This window comes from Pseudomonas sp. LPH60 (assembly GCF_030718165.1).
GTDB lineage: Bacteria > Pseudomonadota > Gammaproteobacteria > Pseudomonadales > Pseudomonadaceae > Aquipseudomonas > Aquipseudomonas danubii.
This window is the reverse complement of record NZ_JAVAJH010000002.1, coordinates 631,574-650,039: the sequence shown is the minus strand read 5'-3', so window position 1 is coordinate 650,039 and position 18,466 is coordinate 631,574. Positions and strand designations below refer to the sequence as shown.

Here is an 18,466-nt window from a genome sequence, read left to right as displayed (position 1 = left end):
ACCTGAGTAGCGTCCGAATCTATGAGATTGCGACGCCCCGGCAGAAAAAGAAAACACACACGCAGAGAAAAAAGTTCGGCAACAGACAGGGCATTCGACTTCCGAAGATCAAAGCTGTTCCAACCGGACGAGCAAAAAGAGCGACAAATAAAACGCAGAAAGCAAAAAGCCCGCATCTTTCGATGCGGGCTTTCTGATGTATGGTGCACTCGACAGGATTCGAACCTGTGACCGCTCGGTTCGTAGCCGAGTACTCTATCCAGCTGAGCTACGAGTGCATTTTGTGTTTTTAGACCAGACCACAACTGGTTGAAGCCAAGTTAACTACATTACTGCAACTAACTCTTAAATGGTGCACTCGACAGGATTCGAACCTGTGACCGCTCGGTTCGTAGCCGAGTACTCTATCCAGCTGAGCTACGAGTGCATTTGTTGCCGCGCATTATAGGCCGTTAAATCTTTTTGTAAAGCACTTTTTCTAGTAATTTCAACAACTTACAGAAAAAGCCAGATTACAACGTACTAAACAAATAATGGCGGAGAACGGGGGATTCGAACCCCCGACACCCTTTTGAGGTGTACTCCCTTAGCAGGGGAGCGCCTTCGGCCACTCGGCCAGCTCTCCGCAACACGGGGCGTATATTAACCAGCTTTCTCCCCGTTTGCAAACAAAAAAAACGATAAAAATTAATGGCTTGGTTCTTCGTCCTTCTCTTTCTTTATCCGCAGGTAAATTTCCTCACGGTGAACCGCCACTTCTTTGGGGGCGTTGACACCAATACGCACTTGATTACCTTTGACGCCGAGCACGGTCACAGTGATCTCGCCATCACCAATGATCAGGCTTTCTGCGCACCGACGAGTCAGAATCAGCATACCTATCTCCTCACGCATTACATTTTCAGGGACTACAGTCTGCAAAAAAAAGGGTGTCGGCCTACAACCTGGTCGGCTGCAGTCCTACACGCCTAAGTATTGACTAGCACGGGCAAAAGAACAGTTTTCTCCCGTGCCGATCAAAAACACAAAGGGCGCGGTCAGACCGCGCCCCTTTCAAACACTTATCACTCGCCCTGGCGGGCTGGAGCGTCAAGCTCAAACGCGGTGTGCAGCGCACGCACTGCCAGTTCCAGGTACTTCTCTTCGATCACTACCGAAACCTTGATTTCGGAAGTGGAGATCATCTGGATGTTGATGCTTTCCTTGGCCAGGGCTTCAAACATGCGGCTGGCCACACCCGCGTGGGAGCGCATGCCGACACCCACGATCGAGACCTTGGCAATATTGGTATCACCGACCACTTCACGGGCACCGATCTCACGAGCGGTGTTTTCCAGCACAGTCTGAGCCGCCAGGTAGTCATTGCGGTGCACGGTGAAGGTGAAGTCGGTGGTGTTATCGTGCGAGACGTTCTGCACGATCATGTCGACTTCAATGTTCGCCGCACTGATCGGGCCGAGAATCTTGAAGGCCACGCCAGGATTGTCTGGCACGCCACGGATAGTCAGCTTGGCTTCATCGCGGTTAAAGGCGATGCCGGAAATGATCGGCTGTTCCATGGATTCCTCTTCATCAATAGTAATGAGGGTGCCCGGACCCTCCTGAAAGCTGTGCAACACGCGCAGCGGAACGTTGTACTTGCCAGCAAACTCGACCGCGCGGATCTGCAGCACCTTGGAACCGAGGCTGGCCATTTCCAGCATTTCTTCGAAGGTGATCTTGTCCAGACGCTGAGCCTTGGGTACCACACGTGGATCAGTGGTATAGACGCCATCTACGTCGGTATAGATCTGACACTCATCAGCCTTCAGGGCCGCTGCCAGCGCCACACCAGTAGTGTCGGAGCCGCCACGCCCCAGCGTGGTGATGTTGCCGTGCTCGTCAACGCCCTGGAAACCGGCAACCACAACCACACGACCGGCCTTCAGATCACCACGAATCTTCTGATCATCGATCTGAAGGATTCGCGCTTTATTGTGAGCACTATCGGTAAGAATACGTACCTGGTTGCCGGTGTAGGACACCGCAGGAATACCACGCTTGATCAACGCCATGGCCAGCAACGCAATGGTCACTTGCTCGCCGGTGGAGACGATCACATCCAGCTCACGGGGAACCGGTTTAGCTTCGCCACTGATCTGCTTGGCCAGATCGATCAGGCGGTTGGTTTCGCCACTCATCGCCGACAGCACAATCACCAGGTCATCGCCGGCTTCGCGGAACTTCTTCACCTTGTCGGCGACCTGCTCGATCCGCTCGACAGAGCCGACCGAAGTGCCTCCAAATTTCTGTACGATCAAAGCCATTTTCTAAGCCGCCTCAGCCCGTAAAGGGGCGCCCGTTAATCAATCAAACTGCACAGCGCATGGACCCGCCACTAGACGACGGGCCCGGCTCGGCGCCTTAAATACCCTGTTCGACAAATGGCACGGTCAGGGCCAGTGCCGCATCCAGCGCAGCAGCATCAACACCACCGCCTTGAGCCATGTCTGGACGACCACCACCCTTCCCGCCCACTGCCGCAGCGGCTTGTTTCATCAAATCACCGGCTTTGAGTTGGCCAGTCAGGTCCTTGGTTACACCTGCAACCAGTACGACCTTTTCCTCATGGACACTGCCGAGCAGGATCACTGCGCGACCGAGTTTGTTTTTCAACTGATCCACCAGCGCCAACAGCGCCTTGCCGTCCTGGCCATCAAGACGCGCAGCCAACACTTTCACGCCCTTGACGTCTGCCGCCTGGGCGGACAGATCGTCACCCGCAGCGCTGGCAGCCTTGGCCTGCAACTGCTCGAGCTGCTTCTCCAGCAGACGATTGCGCTCCAGCACCGCCGACAGCTTGTCGATCAGGTTGTCGCGGCTGCCCTTGACCAGGGTCGCCGCTTCCTTGAGTTGTTCTTCCGCAGCGTTCAGGTACGCCAGGGCCGCAGCACCGGTGACCGCTTCAATACGCCGCACACCGGAAGCCACGCCGCCTTCGCTGGTGATCTTCAGCAAGCCGATGTCGCCGGTACGGTTGGCGTGAATGCCACCGCACAGCTCCACCGAGAAATCTCCGCCCATGCTCAGTACGCGCACGCTGTCGCCGTACTTCTCGCCGAACAGCGCCATGGCGCCCTTCTTCTTGGCGGTGTCGATGTCGGTTTCTTCGGTTTCCACCGCAGTGTTCTTGCGAATCTCAGCGTTTACGATGTCTTCCAGCGCCTTGATCTGCTCAGGCTTGATCGCTTCAAAGTGGCTGAAGTCGAAACGCAGGCGCTGACTGTCCACGAGAGAGCCTTTCTGCTGTACGTGCTCGCCCAGTACCTGGCGCAGTGCGGCGTGCAGCAAGTGGGTGGCCGAATGGTTCAGCGAAGTGGCGTGACGCACGTCGGCGTCGACCTGAGCATCGACTGCAGCCCCCACGATCAGACTGCCCGACGCTAGTACGCCGTGGTGCAGGAACGCACCGCCGGTCTTGGTGGTGTCGCGCACATCAAAGCGCGCATTGCCGGCCTGCAGGTAACCGCAGTCACCGATCTGTCCGCCGGACTCGGCGTAGAACGGAGTCTGGTCGAGAACCACAACCCCCTCTTCGCCTTCATTCAGTACGTCGACCGATTGCCCTTCTTTATAGAGAGCGACCACTTTGGCCGAACCGCTGGTGGCGTGATAGCCGGTGAACTCGGTGGCCACATCGACCTTGACCAGACTGTTGTAGTCCATGCCGAAGGAACTGGCGGAACGGGCACGTACCCGCTGGGCTTCCATCTCGCGCTCGAAACCTTCCTCATCGAGGGTCAGGCTGCGCTCACGGGCGATGTCACCGGTCAGGTCCATGGGGAAACCGTAGGTGTCGTAGAGCTTGAACACCACGTCGCCCGGCACTACCGAGCCTTCGAGTGCCGCCAGGTCCTGCTCGAGGATCTTCAGACCCTGCTCCAGGGTCTTGGCGAACTGTTCTTCTTCAGCTTTCAGCACGCGTTCGATATGCGCCTGCTGGGATTTCAGCTCTGGGAAGGCTTCGCCCATTTCGGCCACCAGGGCCGCGACGATCTGGTAGAAGAAGCTGCCCTTGGCCCCCAGCTTGTTGCCGTGACGGCAAGCGCGACGAATGATCCGGCGCAGTACGTAGCCACGGCCTTCGTTGGATGGCAGTACGCCATCGGCAATCAGGAAGCCACAGGAACGGATGTGGTCAGCCACGACTTTAAGCGAAGCCTGGGCATCGTTGGTGCAACCGATGGCCTTGGCCGCCGCGTCCAGCAGGCTCTGGAACAGGTCGATTTCATAGTTCGAATGCACATGCTGCAGCACCGCGCTGATCCGCTCCAGGCCCATGCCGGTGTCCACCGACGGCGCTGGCAGCGGGTGCAGCACGCCATCGGCGGTGCGGTTGAACTGCATGAACACGTTGTTCCAGATTTCGATGTAACGGTCACCGTCCTCTTCAGGCGAACCGGGTGGGCCGCCCCAGATATCGGCGCCGTGATCGTAGAAAATCTCGGTGCAAGGGCCGCAAGGGCCAGTATCGCCCATGGTCCAGAAGTTGTCGGAAGCGTAGGGCGCGCCCTTGTTGTCACCGATGCGCACCATGCGCTCGGCCGGCACCCCGACCTCTTTGGTCCAGATGTCGTAAGCCTCATCGTCGCTGGCGTAAACCGTGACCCAGAGCTTTTCCTTCGGCAGGTTCAGCCACTTGTCGGAGGTCAGGAAGGTCCAGGCGAACGTGATGGCGTCACGCTTGAAGTAGTCGCCGAAGCTGAAGTTGCCCAGCATTTCGAAGAAGGTGTGGTGACGAGCGGTATAACCGACGTTTTCCAGGTCGTTGTGCTTGCCGCCGGCGCGGACGCACTTCTGGCTGCTCACAGCGCGGGTATAAGCGCGCTTTTCCTGGCCCAGGAAGCAATCCTTGAATTGGTTCATCCCCGCGTTGGTGAACAGCAGGGTGGGGTCGTTGCCTGGGATCAAGGAGCTGGAGGCTACACGGGTGTGGCCTTGCTCTTCGAAGAAGCGGAGGAAGGCTTCACGGATTTCTGCGCTTTTCATTAGGTTCTTCCACGGAGACTGCGGCCAAAGGCCTGTGCGCAACGTCAACAGACGAAACGACGGCAAAGGGCCGCATTATATCGGCGTTAATCACTTGGTACAGCGTGTTTGTACGATACAAACAGTCAATTGGACGGAGAACACTGTCAGTTACGGGAAAACTCGGCAAAAGTGCGCACCACTTGTTCGATTTGCCCGGAACTGACATCCAAATGGGTCACCAGACGCAGCCGTGACGCGGCACTGAGGCTGATCCCTCGCTCAGCGGCGAACGCCTTGAGGGCTTCGGCCCTATCCCCCATCTGCACATACACCATATTGGTCTGCACCGGCTCGACACTGAAGCCCGCCTGGCTCAGCCCCTGGGCCAGCAGTTGCGCATTGGCATGGTCATCCGCCAGACGCTGTACCTGATGCTCCAGGGCATACAGCCCCGCTGCCGCCAGCCCACCGGCCTGGCGCATGCCACCGCCGACCATCTTGCGCAGGCGCCGCGCCTTGCCGATCAGTTCACGGGAGCCACACAACACCGAGCCCACTGGCGCACCGAGTCCCTTGGACAGGCACACCGATACCGAATCGAAGTGTTCGGTGATCACCCGGGCATCCACCCCCAGCTTCACCGCCGCGTTATACAAGCGCGCACCATCCAGGTGCAGGGCCAGCCCCCGCTCACGGGTAAAGGCCCGGGCCTGGGCCAGGTAAGCCAGGGGCAGCACCTTGCCCTGCATGGTGTTTTCCAGGGCCAGCAAGCGTGTGCGGGCAAAATGAAAGTCATCGGGCTTGATCGCGGCCGCCACCTGATCCAAGTCCAGGGAACCGTCGGCCAGGAGCTCCAGAGGCTGAGGCTGGATCGATCCCAGCACCGCGGCACCACCTCCTTCATATTTATAGGTGTGGGCCTGCTGGCCGACGATGTACTCATCGCCTCGCTCGCAGTGGGCCATCAAGGCCAGCAGATTGCTCATGGTGCCGGAAGGTACAAATAGGGCCGCGGCAAATCCCAGGCGTTGTGCCAGTTCCGCCTCCAACTGATTGACCGTCGGGTCTTCGCCGTAGACATCGTCTCCGGTACGGGCGCAAGCCATGGCCTCGAGCATGCCGGGAGTCGGCTGGGTCACGGTGTCACTACGAAGATCGATCACGCTCATCACATCTGGCTCCAACTACGGGGGACCGCAAGGTCCGCGCTGAACAGGGGGAATTCCCTTTCGAAACGAATTACTGCGGCCCCACGGCCGATTAATCAAGCAGCAACTGTAGAAAACCTTGTGCCACAGGGTGAAAAATCTGATGAACATTATCCAAAAGGCACAATGCTTCCCCGCCAAATCTGTGTTAAAAACTCACCGCCCGCGAAAAACTCGCGGGCAATCGTTCTCAGGGCGGGGTGTAATTCCCCACCGGCGGTAATTGCGCGCAATGTGCATAGCCCGCGAGCGCTTGGCGATGCCCGTGGCAAGTCCACAGGTGCCAACAAGGTCAGCAGACCCGGTGTGATTCCGGGGCCGACGGTCATAGTCCGGATGAAGAGAGAACGGGATTGGCGCCAAAGGGCCGCTGCCGGGCAGCTCGTGGGAAATCCACGGCCGTTCTGCGCGCCCCCTTAAATCCCATTCGATTCATATACGCCCTGTTTTTCATACAAACAGGAGTCAGAACAGATGCAACCCACCGCAATCGATAGCAAAAGCAAACACCACCCCAACGAGCGTATCGCCTTTATCCAGGCCTGCTGGCACAAGGAAATCGTCGATCAGAGCCGCCAGGGTTTCGTCGCGGAAATGCTCGCCCAGGGTTATCAGGAAAGCGATATCGACTTCTTCGAAGTCGGCGGCGCCTTCGAGATTCCTCTGCACGCCAAACTGCTGGCCAAGTCCGGTCGCTACACCGGGATCGTCGCTGCGGGGCTGGTGGTGGACGGCGGCATCTACCGCCATGAGTTCGTCGCCCAGTCGGTGATCAGCGGCCTGATGCAGGTGCAGTTGGAAACCGAAGTGCCGGTATTCTCCGTGGTGCTGACCCCGCATCACTTCCATGCAGGCGAAGAGCATCAGAAGTTCTTCTTCGAGCACTTCGTGCACAAGGGCCAGGAAGCGGCGAAGACCTGCGCCGATACCCTGCAGAAAGTTCGCGCCCTGCGCCGTAACGAGCAGCGTGCGGTAGCGGTTTAAGCGTTAGCGATATCGCCGGCAAGCTGGCTCCTGCGGGGGCTCGGCTTGCCGGTGAACGGCCCTTCAGGCCAGGCCGTCAGCCGATGTCGGCACAATCAGAATCCCCGCACGCAGGCCGTTCTTGACCTTGGGATTGGGAAAAATGATCCGCGCGCCCTCTTCCTCGATGACCCAACGGGTCTGGGCGATATCCTCGGCCAGCAGGTAACCCACTTCCAACTCGGAAAAGTTCTCGACGTCCGCCGGCAAATGCAGGTGGAAGCTGTCGCTGTGCTTGATGATTTCCCGCGCCACGCTGAACAGTTTCAAGCCATCGAGGGTGTCCTGTTCGGGCTCTGGCTCGGTGCCTTCGATGATGTGCTTGAGACGGGTTTCCAGGCGCTCGACATTGACCCCCTGGTTCTGCCCGAACGGCCGTGCCTTGCCCAACTCCAGGGTGAAGGACTCGGCCCCCAGCTGATCGTAGGTGTAGGCGCTGAAGACAATGGAAGGCTTGTTCTGCAGCAGCACCGCCTCCATACCCGCCGCCCGCAGGCGCGCCAGTTCACGGCGCGAATGCTGGCGCCCATCCTTCCACGGATAGAGGGCAAACTGCTCGATCTTCGAGCCACGGATCGCCGTGTGCAGATCGTAGTGCAAGCGTTCGCGCCCCGGCAGGTTAAAGAAGCTCGCCGCCAGACGTTCCAGCTCGCAAGCCCGCAGGGCTTCGAAACCACTGCTCAATTCATGCCGACCGTTGAACAGCCGATTGACGTCCTGCTCGACGAATCGCTCGCCACGGCGCATGGCCTCGGGGTTGCCGAACAGGAACAGAATGCGCGCCCTGGGCTTCAAATCGCCCCGGGCAATGTCATGCAACAAACGGTCGAGCAGCTCGATGGGGGCTGTCTCGTTGCCGTGGATACCGGCGGACAGCAACAGGTCCAGACCGTTATCCCGAGCCTCAGGCGGCCGTACTTCCAGGGCGCCCTCGCTCAGCCAGCGCATGCGCACGCCGTCGACAGTCAGTTGAGTCTTCTCTGCCGGTTCACGGCCGGCGAGGGTCAGTTCAAGCAGTTTGCCGAGGGCGAGCATAAAGCGGCTTCCTTAGTGAGCGTGACCGCAGTCAGGGCCATGCACGTGATCATCTTCACCAGCGTCGGCCGGTTCCATTTCCAGTTGCAGGCTGACCAGGTTGGTTGCCAGTGGACGCAGCAACAGGCTGGCGTATTCGGCATCGCCCTCTTCCACGTCCACGCCGATCAGCAATTGGCCACGGCCGTCCTGCTGGATCCACACTTCCTTGCCCTGCCACAGCACCGCGAAGCGGGTGCAGGAGGTTTGCAGTTGGGTGCCGTCGGTGTCTTCAAGGATCAGTTGCAGGGTATCGCTCATGGGGGTCGTTCTCATCTGGGGTGAAGCGGCGCGCCCGGGATCGCCGGGCGCGGGCTTTCAATTGATCTGGAAGGGATAAACCGCGCCCAGTTTAAGGATTTGCGTCAGTTCATCCAGTGCCGTCCGGCATTCAAGCAGCAGCTGCGGGTCCGCCAGATCACTTTCACTGAGGCGGTCGCGGTAGTGCTTGCCGACCCACTGGGTCAGGGTGTCGTACAACGGCGCGGTCATGATAACCCCAGGATTGACTGCCGCCAGCTCGGTTTCATTCAGCGCCACTCGCAGACGCAGACAAGCGGGGCCACCGCCGTTCTGCATGCTCTGCTTGAGATCGAAAACCTTCACTTCGCGGATCAGGCCACCCGAGCTGGTGAGGCTTTGCAGGTACTGCCAGACCCGCTCGTTGCTGCGGCATTCTTCCGGCACGATCAGCAGCATCGAACCATCGGCACGGGACAGCAGTTGGCTGTTGAACAGGTAGGAGCGCACGGCATCTTCCACCGTCACCTGCGAGCGCGGCACACAAATCGACTGGAAGTTGCCGCCGCGCTTGCCCAGTTTGCCCTGCAGTTCAGCGAGCATCTTCTCGGTCTCGAGGAAGGCGTCCTCGTGATAGAACAGCACCTCGCCATTGCCCACGGCGATCACGTCGTTGTGGAACACGCCCTGGTCGATCACCGAGGGATTCTGCTGGGCATAGACCACACCCTCCTCGCTCAGGCCATGCAGACGCGCCACGGCTTGCGAGGCTTCCAGGGTCTGACGTGCCGGGTACTTCTGCGGTGCCGGGTAGCGGTTGTCGAACGCGCTGCGACCGAAAACGAAGAACTCGACACCGGCCTGGCCGTAATCACGGCAGAAGCGGGTGTGGTTGGCCGCGCCTTCATCACCGAACTGCGCCACCGCCGGCAACGCGGCGTGATGGGCAAAGTGTTTCTGGTCGGCGAACATCGCCCCCAGCACACGGCTGGTGGTCGGATGCTCGATGCTGCGGTGGTATTTGCAGTTCAAGTTGGCGGCGGTGAAATGCACACGGCCATCGGCGGTGTCGGCACTCGGGCTGACGGTGGCGGCGTTGGCCACCCACATGCTCGATGCCGAGCAACTGGCGACCAGCAAGGGCATCGCCTGCTGGGCCGCTTGCTGGATGACTTGCGCATCAGTCCCGGCAAAACCCAGTTTGCGCAAGGCCGCAACATCAGGCCGCTCCTGCGGGGCGAGCACGCCTTGCTGGAAGCCCATTTCCATCAGCGCTTTCATTTTCGCCAGGCCCTGCAGCGCCGCTTCCTTGGGATTGGAGCCCTGCTGGCTGTTGCTCTGGGAGGCGACGTTGCCGTAGGACAAACCGCCGTAGTTATGGGTCGGCCCCACTAGACCGTCAAAATTGACTTCATAGGATTTCATCAGCGAGGCTCCACGAATCTGTTTGTTATAGGCATCGGTATCTACACAGGGCGCGCGTTTCGCGCTCGTTCGCCAGCCAGCCGGCTCCTACAGATCTGCAAGAGCCGGCTGGCCGGCGAAGAGACCATAAAGGCCTCTCGAATCAGGACAAGCGCACACCCGGCGTCAACGCGCTCGGCAGCACCAGGCTCGGGGTTTCCAGGGAAGCCACCGGATACGCGCAGTAATCCGCCGCGTAATAGGCACTGGCCCGATGGTTGCCCGAAGCCCCAACACCACCAAACGGCGCGCTGCTGGCGGCACCGGTCAACTGTTTGTTCCAGTTGACGATCCCGGCACGGCTCTGCAGCCAGAACTGCTGGTAACGCTCGGCAGAATCCGACAACAGACCGGCAGCCAGGCCGTACTGAGTGTTGTTGGCCTCGGCAATGGCCCCATCGAAATCAGCGTAGCGGATCACTTGCAGCAAGGGCCCGAACAGCTCTTCATCGGGACGCTCAGCCACTGCCGTCACATCCAGAATGCCTGGGGTCAGCAAGGCCGCCTGAGCCTGGGGCTGGGTCATTTTCAGCAAGGCTACGGCGCCATTGGCCAACAGTTGCTGCTGCGCATCCATCAGCGCGCGAGCGGCGCCCAGGGAAATCACCGACCCCATGAACGGCGCCGGCTGCTGGTCATACGCACCGACATCAATGCTCGCGCTGACCGCCACCAGGCGCGCCAGCAACCCATCACCCCAGGCGCCTTGTGGCACCAGCAGGCGGCGGGCGCAGGTGCAGCGCTGGCCGGCCGAAATGAAGGCCGACTGGATGATGGTGTACACCGCCGCATCCGGATCAGCGACCTGATCCACCACCAGCGGGTTGTTGCCGCCCATTTCCAGCGCCAGGATCTTGTCCGGACGCCCGGCAAATTGCTGGTGCAGATGATTGCCGGTGCGGCTGGAACCGGTGAAGAACAAACCATCGATACCCGGATTGGCGGCCAGGGCGATACCGGTTTCCCGGGCGCCTTGCAGCAGGTTGAGGACGCCTGCCGGCAAGCCGGCTTCGATCCAGCACTGCACCGTCAGCTCGGCGACTTTCGGCGTCAGCTCGCTGGGTTTGAACAGCACGCTGTTGCCCGCCAGCAGCGCGGGAACGATGTGCCCGTTAGGCAAGTGCCCCGGGAAGTTGTAAGGGCCGAACACCGCCACCACGCCGTGGGGCTTGTGTCGCAGCACAGCGGTGGCGTCGCCCAAGGGGCCGCTCTTCTCGCCGGTGCGCTCGCGGTAGCTTTGCACCGAGATGGCGATCTTGTTGACCATGCTGGTGACTTCGGTGGCGGCTTCCCACAGCGGCTTGCCGGTTTCCTCGCCGATGCAGCGGGCCAGTTCGTCGGCCCGCGCCTTCAGGCTGGCGGCAAAGGCCTCGAGCACGCTGATGCGCTCTTCCAGAGAGCGCTTGGCCCAGGCCGGAAACGCCTGGCGGGCGGCCTGCACGGCGCTTTCCACTTGCTCGGCCGTGGCGCCGTTACCGGACCAGATAACCGCCTGGGTCACCGGATTGACCGAGGTGAAGGCTTCGCCCTGGCCGGCCAGCCATTGGCCAGCGATGTACAGCGTGCTCATTATTTCGACTCCCGAGAAGCAGACAGCGGAACCGCGCGGACCTGGTCGCCGGCGTTGAGTTGCAGGCGTTTGGCGGTCAGAGGATCAACCACCAAGGTGCCCGCGGCGAAGCGTGCAGGCGCCGCAGTGATGCGGCAGTCCTCGCGTTTACGGTTGTGGATCAGGAACGGCGTGGCGTCGTCGCCTGGGGTGCCGATGGCCAGCACCAATGCCTGGCTGTCACGTACCGCGCGGATCTTGCTGGTCTCGCACTCCACCGCCGGGCCGGCGTCGAAGATGTCGACATAGCCCTGGTAGCTGAAACCTTCACTCTTGAGCATGGCCAGGGCCGGCTCGGTGTCGGTGTGGACCTTGCCGATCACGTTGCGTGCATCCTCGGACAGGAAGCAGGTGTACAGCGGAAACTTGGGCATCAGCTCGGCGATGAACGCCTTGTTGCCGACCCCGGTCAGGTAATCCGCCTGGCTGAACTCCATCTTGAAGAAGTGCCGGCCCAGGCTCTCCCAGAATGGCGAACGACCATTCTCATCAGACATGCCGCGCATCTCGGCAATGATCTTGTTGCCGAACAGCTGCGGGAACTCGGCGATGAACAGCATCCGCGCCTTGGCCAGCATGCGGCCGTTGAGGCCGGTGCGGTAATCGGCATGCAGGAACAGCGAGCACAGCTCGGAGTTGCCGGTCAGGTCGTTGGCCAGGAACAGCGTGGGGATCTCGCGGTAGATGTTCAGCTCCTGGGAGGCGCTGACCGTCAGGCCGACCCGGAAGTTGTACCAGGGCTCGCGCAAGCCGACGGCGCCGGCGATGGCGGAAATCCCCACCACCCGGCCGTTGTCGTCTTCCAGCACAAACAGGTAGTCCGCATCGCCACGCTCGGCTTCGCCGCGAAAGGTCTTTTCCGCCCAGCCAACCCTGTGAGTCAGGCGCTCTTCGTTGGCCGGCAAGGTGGTGAGGCCGGTGCCGGTGCTGCGGGCCAGGTCGATCAGCGCGGGTAAATCGCTGCTGCGTACGGGACGAACGATCATGCTATCTCCTCAGACGCAGGCCGCTGATGGCCTGCGCGAAACTCGCTGCTTTCCAGGCATGCTTTCCAGGTAATGGAAGCAGGCTTTAAACCGCCACCAGACGCACGCTGGCACCTTCGCCGACGCCCAGGGCTTCGGCGGCTTGCAGATCCAGGGTGACCGGTTTGCCCGGGGCGTAATCCAGCTCCAGCAACACCGCGCGGTAATCCTGCAACTGACCGTTGGACACCAGGTACTGACGACCACCGCCCTTGAGCGCTTCGCCAATCTTCACTGGCACCACGCGACTCTGGGCAATGGAGCGGATTCCCGAAACCCGTGCATGCAAGGTCGGACCGCCGTCGAAAATGTCGATGTAGTGATCGGTCTCAAAACCTTCGCGCATCAGGATGTCGAAGGTGATCTGCGCCCGCGGGTGCACCTGGCCCATGGCTTCCTGGGCGGCGTCCGGCAGCAGCGGCACGTAGATCGGGTAATGAGGCATCAGCTCGGCAAGGAAGGTCCGGCTCTTCAGGCCGCACAGGCGCTCGGCCTCAGCGTAGTTGAGGTCGAAGAAATTACGCCCGATGGCGTCCCAGAACGGCGAATCACCGTGCTCATCGCTGTAGCCGACGATCTCGGTCACCACCGAATCGGCGAAACGCTCCGGGTGGCTGGCAACGAACAGCAGGCGACCCCGGGAGTTGAGCTCCGACCAGGGCGATCCCACCAGCTCCGGCACCACATAGAAACTGGTCAACAGACTGTTGCCGGTCAGGTCGTGGCACTGGGACAGGACGTGAATCTTGTTATGGATCTTCAGCTCGCGGGACGCATGGACAAAGGTTTCATTACGGAAGCTGTAGAACGGCTCGGAATAACCGGCGGACGCGACGATGGCCGAACACCCCACCAGCTTGCCGCTGTCGGTGTCTTCCAGGACGAAAAAGTAGCTTTCCTCACCGTTGAAGCTCACTTCAGCAGCGAACGAAGCCTCGCTTGCAGCGATCTTGTCGCTCAAGCGGTCCACATCGTCCGGCAAGGAGGTGACACCAATCGGGCTGTCTGCAGCCAGACGCTGTACCTCGCCCAGATCAGCCATTTGCGCGGGGCGCATCACCAGCATGGTGTCACTCCTTACTCTAAAACAGGTCGGAAACCGTCCGACTCAGGGAAAAAAATGCCGGGACAGCCCGGCACAGGAATTAGGCTCGACGCCGGCCACTAAAGCCGACGCCGAGAAGTACTGCTACCTGGATCAGGCTTGAGTCAGTTTCGCCACGGCGCGCTCGAAGCGGTCCAGGCCGGCGTCGATATCGGCATCCTCGATCACCAGGCTCGGGGCAAAGCGCACCACGTCGGGACCTGCTTGCAGAATCATCAGGCCTTCTTTCTCGGCAGCGTTGAACACGTCCTTGGCCTTGCCTTTCCAGGCTTCGCTGAGCACGCAACCGAGCAACAGGCCCAGGCCGCGGACTTCAGTGAACAGGCCGTACTTCTCGCCGATCTGCAGCAGACGGGTCTTGAAGCGATCGTGCTTGGCCTTCACGCCATTGAGTACCTCGGGGGTGTTGATCACATCGATCACCGCCTCGGCCACGGCACACGCCAGCGGGTTGCCGCCGTAGGTGGTGCCGTGGGTGCCAACCACCAGGTGCTTGGCCAACGCTTCGGTGGTCAGCATCGCCGCGATCGGGAAGCCGCCGCCCAGGCTCTTGGCGCTGGTGAGGATGTCCGGAGTCACGCCGTAATACTGGTAGGCAAACAGCTCACCGCTGCGGCCCATGCCGGTTTGTACTTCGTCGAACACCAACAGCGCGTTGTGCTGATCGCACAGCTCGCGAGCGCCCTGCAGATAGGCCTGTTCGGCCGGCAGCACGCCGCCTTCGCCCTGGATCGGCTCCAGCACCACGGCGCAGGTCTTGTCGGAAACCGCGGCCTTCAGAGCAGCCAGGTCGTTGTACGGCACATGGGTGATGCCGGTGATTTTCGGACCGAAGCCATCGGAATACTTCGACTGGCCACCGACGTTCACCGTGAACAGGGTGCGCCCGTGGAAGCTGTTCAGCGCGGCGATGATTTCGTACTTCTCGGCACCGAAACGATCGTGAGCCACGCGACGGGCCAGCTTGAAGGCGGCCTCGTTGGCTTCTGCACCGGAGTTACAGAAGAACGCGCGCTCAGCGAAGGTGGCGTCGATCAGCTTGTGGGCCAGACGCAGGGCCGGCTCGTTGGTGAACACGTTGGACACATGCCACAGTTTATTGGCCTGCTCGGTCAGAGCCCCCACCAGCGCCGGATGAGCGTGGCCCAGTACGTTGACCGCAATGCCGCCGGCGAAGTCGATCAGCTCCCGTCCCGACTGATCCCAGACTCGAGACCCCGCGCCGCGCACAGGAATGAAAGCCGCAGGTGCGTAGTTGGGAACCATCACCTGGTCGAAATCGGCGCGTTGCACCGGAGCTTGCTCAACGGACATCGGAGTCTCCTGAAGAGGAACACCCGCCTGAAACTGGCGAGCGATGGAGGGATTGTAAGGACAGTTTTGTGCCCGGCCTTGTCGCCAAGCGACAACTTCTTATAGCGCCAACCCAGGTTTTACGCGGGTTTATGGCAATGCGACAAATAGCGTCGCAAAGGCGCAGTTTAAACTGCGCAAGGCTCTAGCGGCAGATTCGCCGGGCAATTTGCCCAAGGTAATTACCCAGGTAGTTATCCAGATAGTTATTCAGATTGCTATTCAGATAGTTACGTGTCGAGCGGCCCCAAACCTCGAAACGGTTATCGGCATTGCGACCACAAGGCGTCGATCGGGATGTTGCGCGGTGAGCGGGTTGCCCGTGGGATTGGCCGGCAAGCCGACGCCTAACGGACGGGGTCAGCCGCGCTCGGCTGGTACGGAGGAGAGTTCGAACGGGCTGCTGCTGCGCCGTTGATTGCGATCTTCACGGGGGGTGGCGCCAAAGAAATTGCGGTAGGCACTGGAGAAGTGCGGACCGGAGGAGAAGCCGCAGGACAGGCCGATCTGAATGATCGACTTGCTCGTCTGCATCAGCATCTGTCGAGCCTTGTTCAGGCGCAGCTCCAGGTAATACTGACTGGGCACCCGATTCAGGTATTGCTTGAAGATCCGCTCCAACTGACGTCGGGACACACAGACATGCTGGGCAATTTCGTCGGTGGTCAGCGGTTCTTCGATATTGGCCTCCATCAGCAGCACGGCCTGAGTCAGCTTCGGATGGCTGGAGCCCAGACGGTTCTGCAGCGGAATCCGCTGACGCTCGCCGCCCTCGCGGATGCGCTCCACCACCAGTTCTTCCGACACCGCGCCGGCCAGCTCGGCACCGTGATCGCGCGCCAGCACCGCCAGCAACAGATCCAGCACCGACATGCCGCCACAGGCCGTCAGGCGATCACGATCCCAATCGAACAGATGGCTGGTGGCAATGACCTTGGGGAAACGTTCGGCAAAATCGTCCTGCCAGCGCCAGTGCACCGCCGCCCGATAACCATCGAGCAGACCCAGTTGGGCCAGCGGGTAAACCCCGGCGGACAACCCCCCAATCACACAGCCGGCACGCACCAGCTGCTTGAGGGCGCTACTGAGGGTCGAACTCATCGGTGCCGGCGGCTCATCGGCCAGCAGGAACAACTTCTGACAACCTTCAAGCTTGCCCGCCCAAGGCTCCCCCGGCAGTTGCCAGGCGCCTTCGACTGGCGCTTCGGCCTGCAGGAATGCCAGCTCATAGACCACGTCCGGGTGCACCCGCTGGGCAACACGCAAGGCCTCCTCGGCCAGCGCCAGCGTCAAGGCTTTAGTGCTGGGCCAAATCAGGAAACCAATTCGATGGGCAGTCATGGCGGGCAATCCGAAACGAAAACAGTGTTAGAAGCCAAGGGCGGCAGCACCAAGTTAGACCATCTGGCGCGCGGTGCGCAGCATGACCTAATTTGGTGCATAACGGCAGCTATTACTTGAGGCTGCCGGAGAGGAATTGTTGCAAACGTTCTGATTGCGGGTTCACCAGCACTTCCCGCGGGTTGCCGCGTTCTTCCACCACGCCTTTGTGCAGGAACACCAGCTGATTGGAGACTTCACGGGCAAAGCCCATCTCGTGAGTCACCACCACCATGGTCCGGCCTTCCTGGGCCAGGGCCTGCATGACCTTCAACACGTCACCCACCAGCTCAGGGTCCAGGGCCGAGGTCGGCTCGTCGAACAGCATGACTTCCGGCTCCATGGCCAGAGCCCGGGCGATAGCCACGCGCTGCTGCTCACCACCGGACATGTGCCCCGGGTAAGCATCCTTGCGGTGCGCCACACCCACCTTGGCCAGGTAATGCTCGGCCTTCTCGCGAGCCTCAGCCTTGGACACACCCAGCACATGCACCGGTGCTTCCATGATGTTTTCAATGGCGGTCATGTGCGACCACAGGTTGAAGTGCTGGAACACCATCGACAGGCGCGAACGCATGCGCTGCAACTGCTTGGGATCGGCGGCCTTCAGCGCGCCATCCTTGTTGGCCACCAGCTTCAACTCTTCGTTGTTCAGCAGGATCTTGCCGGCATGGGGCTGCTCCAGCAGGTTGATGCAGCGCAAAAAGGTACTTTTGCCCGAGCCACTGGAGCCGATGATGCTGATCACATCGCCAGCTGCGGCCTTCAGGGACACACCCTTGAGCACTTCGTGACTGCCATAGCGCTTATGCAGGTCTTGGACTTCAAGTTTGTACATGCGGTCGGTTCTCACAAAAACAGTCAGTCGTTGAGCAAGCGCCCGTGACGCAGCGCTTCGCGCCCCGCCACCTTGGCCAGCCAGAAACCGGGTTGGGCATAACGCAGCCGCTCAACGGCGAACAACACGCCGCTGGTGCCAGCACACACCGTACTGACCCGATCGGATAGGGGATCAATCACTTCAAAAATCGGTTCGCCCACTTCCACCCAGCTACCGGCCGGACGCAGAAAGCTCACCACGCCGGGGTGCGGCGCATACAGCAATTCGGTACCTTCGAACGGCATGGCTTCACAGGCTTCACGCCCAGGCGCCGGCCACTCACCAGCGATCAGCCCCTGCTCGGCGAGAAACGCCAGGATGCCAGCGGCATGCGCCTCGGCCTGAGGCCGCCCGGTGTCGGCCTGACCGCCCAGTTCCAGAGTGGTGGCCAGGCAGGCCAGGGGGATCTGCGCCTCGGGAAACTGTTGCGACAGACGCAACCAGGGCAGCGAGCAGGCTTCATCGAACGAGCTGCCACCGGAATCTTCCGCCAGCAACCCGACCTTCACATCCAGGTGCGCCGCCAGGGAGCGCCACTGCGGCCAATGCTGCGGCAAGGCGTACATATGCAGCGCCGCCTCGGTATCGCAATGCAGGTCCAGCACCACATCCGCCGTGCAGGCATGACTCAGGAGCACCCGCTGCATGCCCTGCAACTGGCTGGCGGCCGGCGGTAATTCGGACAGCACTTCGCTCATGGCCTGACGGATCAAGCGCACATTGGCGTGAGGATCATCCCCCAGGCGCCCTTCCAGGCGCTGGGCCACAGGCCCGCTCAACTCGACGAAGTCGCGGTTGAAGTTCTTGCCGCTGCCGGCCTCGAAACGCCCCTGGTGATTGCCTTGCAGCAACTGCCCCAGCCCCAGCGGATTGGCCACGGGCACCAGCTCGACAACACCGTTGAGGGCACCCTCGGCTTCCAGTTCGGCCAGGCGCTTCTTCAGCTCCCAGGCGGTGCGCATGCCGGGCAACTCGTCGGCATGCAGACTGGCCTGGATATAGGCCTTGCGCTCGCCACTGCCGAAACGGAACACCGAGATGCTGCGTTCGCTGCCCAGGTGGCTCCAGGGCAATGGATGATCGATACGCTGCATA

Annotated in this window: 15 protein-coding genes, 3 tRNA genes and 1 riboswitch; of the genes, 1 reads left to right on the top strand and 17 read right to left on the bottom strand. The window is 60.8% G+C overall.

Annotation, left to right across the window (positions count from 1 at the left end; all coding sequences use genetic code 11):
• Window positions 1-201 precede the first annotated feature (201 nt).
• The 7 genes from Q8O96_RS08595 to ltaE form a co-directional block, all read right to left on the bottom strand.
• Window positions 202-278: transfer RNA gene (locus Q8O96_RS08595), tRNA-Arg, on the bottom strand.
• Between the two features lie 72 nt (window positions 279-350).
• A tRNA-Arg gene (locus Q8O96_RS08590) sits at window positions 351-427 on the bottom strand.
• A gap of 107 nt (window positions 428-534) precedes the next feature.
• A tRNA-Ser gene (locus Q8O96_RS08585) sits at window positions 535-625 on the bottom strand.
• Window positions 626-687: 62 nt separating this feature from the next.
• Window positions 688-876 carry a carbon storage regulator CsrA gene (gene csrA / locus Q8O96_RS08580; RefSeq protein WP_002554426.1) on the bottom strand — a complete coding sequence of 63 codons (189 nt, stop codon included), beginning with the start codon at window positions 874-876 and terminating at the stop codon, window positions 688-690.
• Between the two features lie 188 nt (window positions 877-1,064).
• Window positions 1,065-2,306 (bottom strand): aspartate kinase, encoded by a 1,242-nt coding sequence (locus tag Q8O96_RS08575; RefSeq protein ID WP_102860691.1) that lies wholly within the window; start codon window positions 2,304-2,306, stop codon window positions 1,065-1,067.
• A gap of 97 nt (window positions 2,307-2,403) precedes the next feature.
• Complete coding sequence (gene alaS, locus Q8O96_RS08570) at window positions 2,404-5,028, bottom strand: alanine--tRNA ligase (RefSeq protein WP_102860690.1); 2,625 nt, start codon at window positions 5,026-5,028, stop codon at window positions 2,404-2,406.
• A gap of 146 nt (window positions 5,029-5,174) precedes the next feature.
• Window positions 5,175-6,179: a low-specificity L-threonine aldolase gene (gene ltaE, locus Q8O96_RS08565; RefSeq protein WP_305948672.1), complete on the bottom strand. Its 1,005-nt coding sequence runs from the start codon at window positions 6,177-6,179 to the stop codon at window positions 5,175-5,177.
• 221 nt (window positions 6,180-6,400) lie between these two features.
• Window positions 6,401-6,571, top strand: a riboswitch (FMN riboswitch).
• 121 nt (window positions 6,572-6,692) lie between these two features.
• Here ltaE and Q8O96_RS08560 point away from each other — a divergent pair.
• The gene (locus tag Q8O96_RS08560; protein WP_102860688.1) at window positions 6,693-7,202 is read left to right on the top strand and encodes a 6,7-dimethyl-8-ribityllumazine synthase; all 510 of its coding nucleotides are present in this window, start codon (window positions 6,693-6,695) and stop codon (window positions 7,200-7,202) included.
• 63 nt (window positions 7,203-7,265) lie between these two features.
• Here the strand turns inward: Q8O96_RS08560 and astE are convergent, their stop codons facing one another.
• From astE to Q8O96_RS08510, 10 genes are all read right to left on the bottom strand, one after another.
• Window positions 7,266-8,276, bottom strand: a complete 1,011-nt coding sequence (gene astE, locus Q8O96_RS08555) for a succinylglutamate desuccinylase (RefSeq protein WP_305948671.1) — start codon at window positions 8,274-8,276, stop codon at window positions 7,266-7,268.
• A 12-nt stretch (window positions 8,277-8,288) separates the two neighbouring features.
• Window positions 8,289-8,576, bottom strand: coding sequence for a topoisomerase II (locus tag Q8O96_RS08550; RefSeq protein WP_102860686.1), 288 nt, complete (start codon window positions 8,574-8,576; stop codon window positions 8,289-8,291).
• A 57-nt stretch (window positions 8,577-8,633) separates the two neighbouring features.
• Window positions 8,634-9,980 (bottom strand): N-succinylarginine dihydrolase, encoded by a 1,347-nt coding sequence (gene astB, locus Q8O96_RS08545; protein WP_102860685.1) that lies wholly within the window; start codon window positions 9,978-9,980, stop codon window positions 8,634-8,636.
• Window positions 9,981-10,122: 142 nt separating this feature from the next.
• Entirely contained in the window at window positions 10,123-11,592 is a 1,470-nt protein-coding gene (gene astD, locus Q8O96_RS08540; RefSeq protein ID WP_305948749.1) for a succinylglutamate-semialdehyde dehydrogenase, read from the bottom strand.
• Window positions 11,589-12,614, bottom strand: coding sequence for an arginine N-succinyltransferase (gene astA / locus Q8O96_RS08535; protein ID WP_016968175.1), 1,026 nt, complete (start codon window positions 12,612-12,614; stop codon window positions 11,589-11,591). Before astA ends, astD begins: the two co-directional genes overlap by 4 nt.
• Before the next feature lie 85 nt (window positions 12,615-12,699).
• Window positions 12,700-13,719 carry an arginine/ornithine succinyltransferase subunit alpha gene (aruF, locus tag Q8O96_RS08530; protein WP_102860683.1) on the bottom strand — a complete coding sequence of 340 codons (1,020 nt, stop codon included), beginning with the start codon at window positions 13,717-13,719 and terminating at the stop codon, window positions 12,700-12,702.
• A 132-nt stretch (window positions 13,720-13,851) separates the two neighbouring features.
• Window positions 13,852-15,072: an aspartate aminotransferase family protein gene (locus Q8O96_RS08525; RefSeq protein WP_305948670.1), complete on the bottom strand. Its 1,221-nt coding sequence runs from the start codon at window positions 15,070-15,072 to the stop codon at window positions 13,852-13,854.
• A gap of 399 nt (window positions 15,073-15,471) precedes the next feature.
• Window positions 15,472-16,452 (bottom strand): transcriptional regulator ArgR, encoded by a 981-nt coding sequence (gene argR / locus Q8O96_RS08520; protein ID WP_102860681.1) that lies wholly within the window; start codon window positions 16,450-16,452, stop codon window positions 15,472-15,474.
• 112 nt (window positions 16,453-16,564) lie between these two features.
• A complete protein-coding gene (locus tag Q8O96_RS08515; protein WP_305948669.1) occupies window positions 16,565-17,329 on the bottom strand; it encodes an ABC transporter ATP-binding protein in 765 nt (254 codons plus the stop codon).
• A gap of 23 nt (window positions 17,330-17,352) precedes the next feature.
• Entirely contained in the window at window positions 17,353-18,465 is a 1,113-nt protein-coding gene (locus Q8O96_RS08510) for a succinylglutamate desuccinylase/aspartoacylase family protein (protein ID WP_102860680.1), read from the bottom strand.
• Window position 18,466: the final 1 nt, after the last annotated feature.

Bases quoted from the DNA above. Each gene is read 5' to 3' on its own strand.
- astB (WP_102860685.1), bottom strand. From the start codon at position 9,980: ATGAAATCCTATGAAGTCAATTTTGACGGTCTAGTGGGGCCGACCCAT.
- Q8O96_RS08560 (WP_102860688.1), top strand. From the start codon at position 6,693: ATGCAACCCACCGCAATCGATAGCAAAAGCAAACACCACCCCAACGAG.
- ltaE (WP_305948672.1), bottom strand. From the start codon at position 6,179: ATGAGCGTGATCGATCTTCGTAGTGACACCGTGACCCAGCCGACTCCC.
- csrA (WP_002554426.1), bottom strand. From the start codon at position 876: ATGCTGATTCTGACTCGTCGGTGCGCAGAAAGCCTGATCATTGGTGAT.
- Q8O96_RS08575 (WP_102860691.1), bottom strand. From the start codon at position 2,306: ATGGCTTTGATCGTACAGAAATTTGGAGGCACTTCGGTCGGCTCTGTC.
- astA (WP_016968175.1), bottom strand. From the start codon at position 12,614: ATGATCGTTCGTCCCGTACGCAGCAGCGATTTACCCGCGCTGATCGAC.
- astE (WP_305948671.1), bottom strand. From the start codon at position 8,276: ATGCTCGCCCTCGGCAAACTGCTTGAACTGACCCTCGCCGGCCGTGAA.
- argR (WP_102860681.1), bottom strand. From the start codon at position 16,452: ATGACTGCCCATCGAATTGGTTTCCTGATTTGGCCCAGCACTAAAGCC.
- Q8O96_RS08515 (WP_305948669.1), bottom strand. From the start codon at position 17,329: ATGTACAAACTTGAAGTCCAAGACCTGCATAAGCGCTATGGCAGTCAC.
- Q8O96_RS08525 (WP_305948670.1), bottom strand. From the start codon at position 15,072: ATGTCCGTTGAGCAAGCTCCGGTGCAACGCGCCGATTTCGACCAGGTG.
- aruF (WP_102860683.1), bottom strand. From the start codon at position 13,719: ATGCTGGTGATGCGCCCCGCGCAAATGGCTGATCTGGGCGAGGTACAG.
- Q8O96_RS08510 (WP_102860680.1), bottom strand. From the start codon at position 18,465: ATGCAGCGTATCGATCATCCATTGCCCTGGAGCCACCTGGGCAGCGAA.
- alaS (WP_102860690.1), bottom strand. From the start codon at position 5,028: ATGAAAAGCGCAGAAATCCGTGAAGCCTTCCTCCGCTTCTTCGAAGAG.
- Q8O96_RS08550 (WP_102860686.1), bottom strand. From the start codon at position 8,576: ATGAGCGATACCCTGCAACTGATCCTTGAAGACACCGACGGCACCCAA.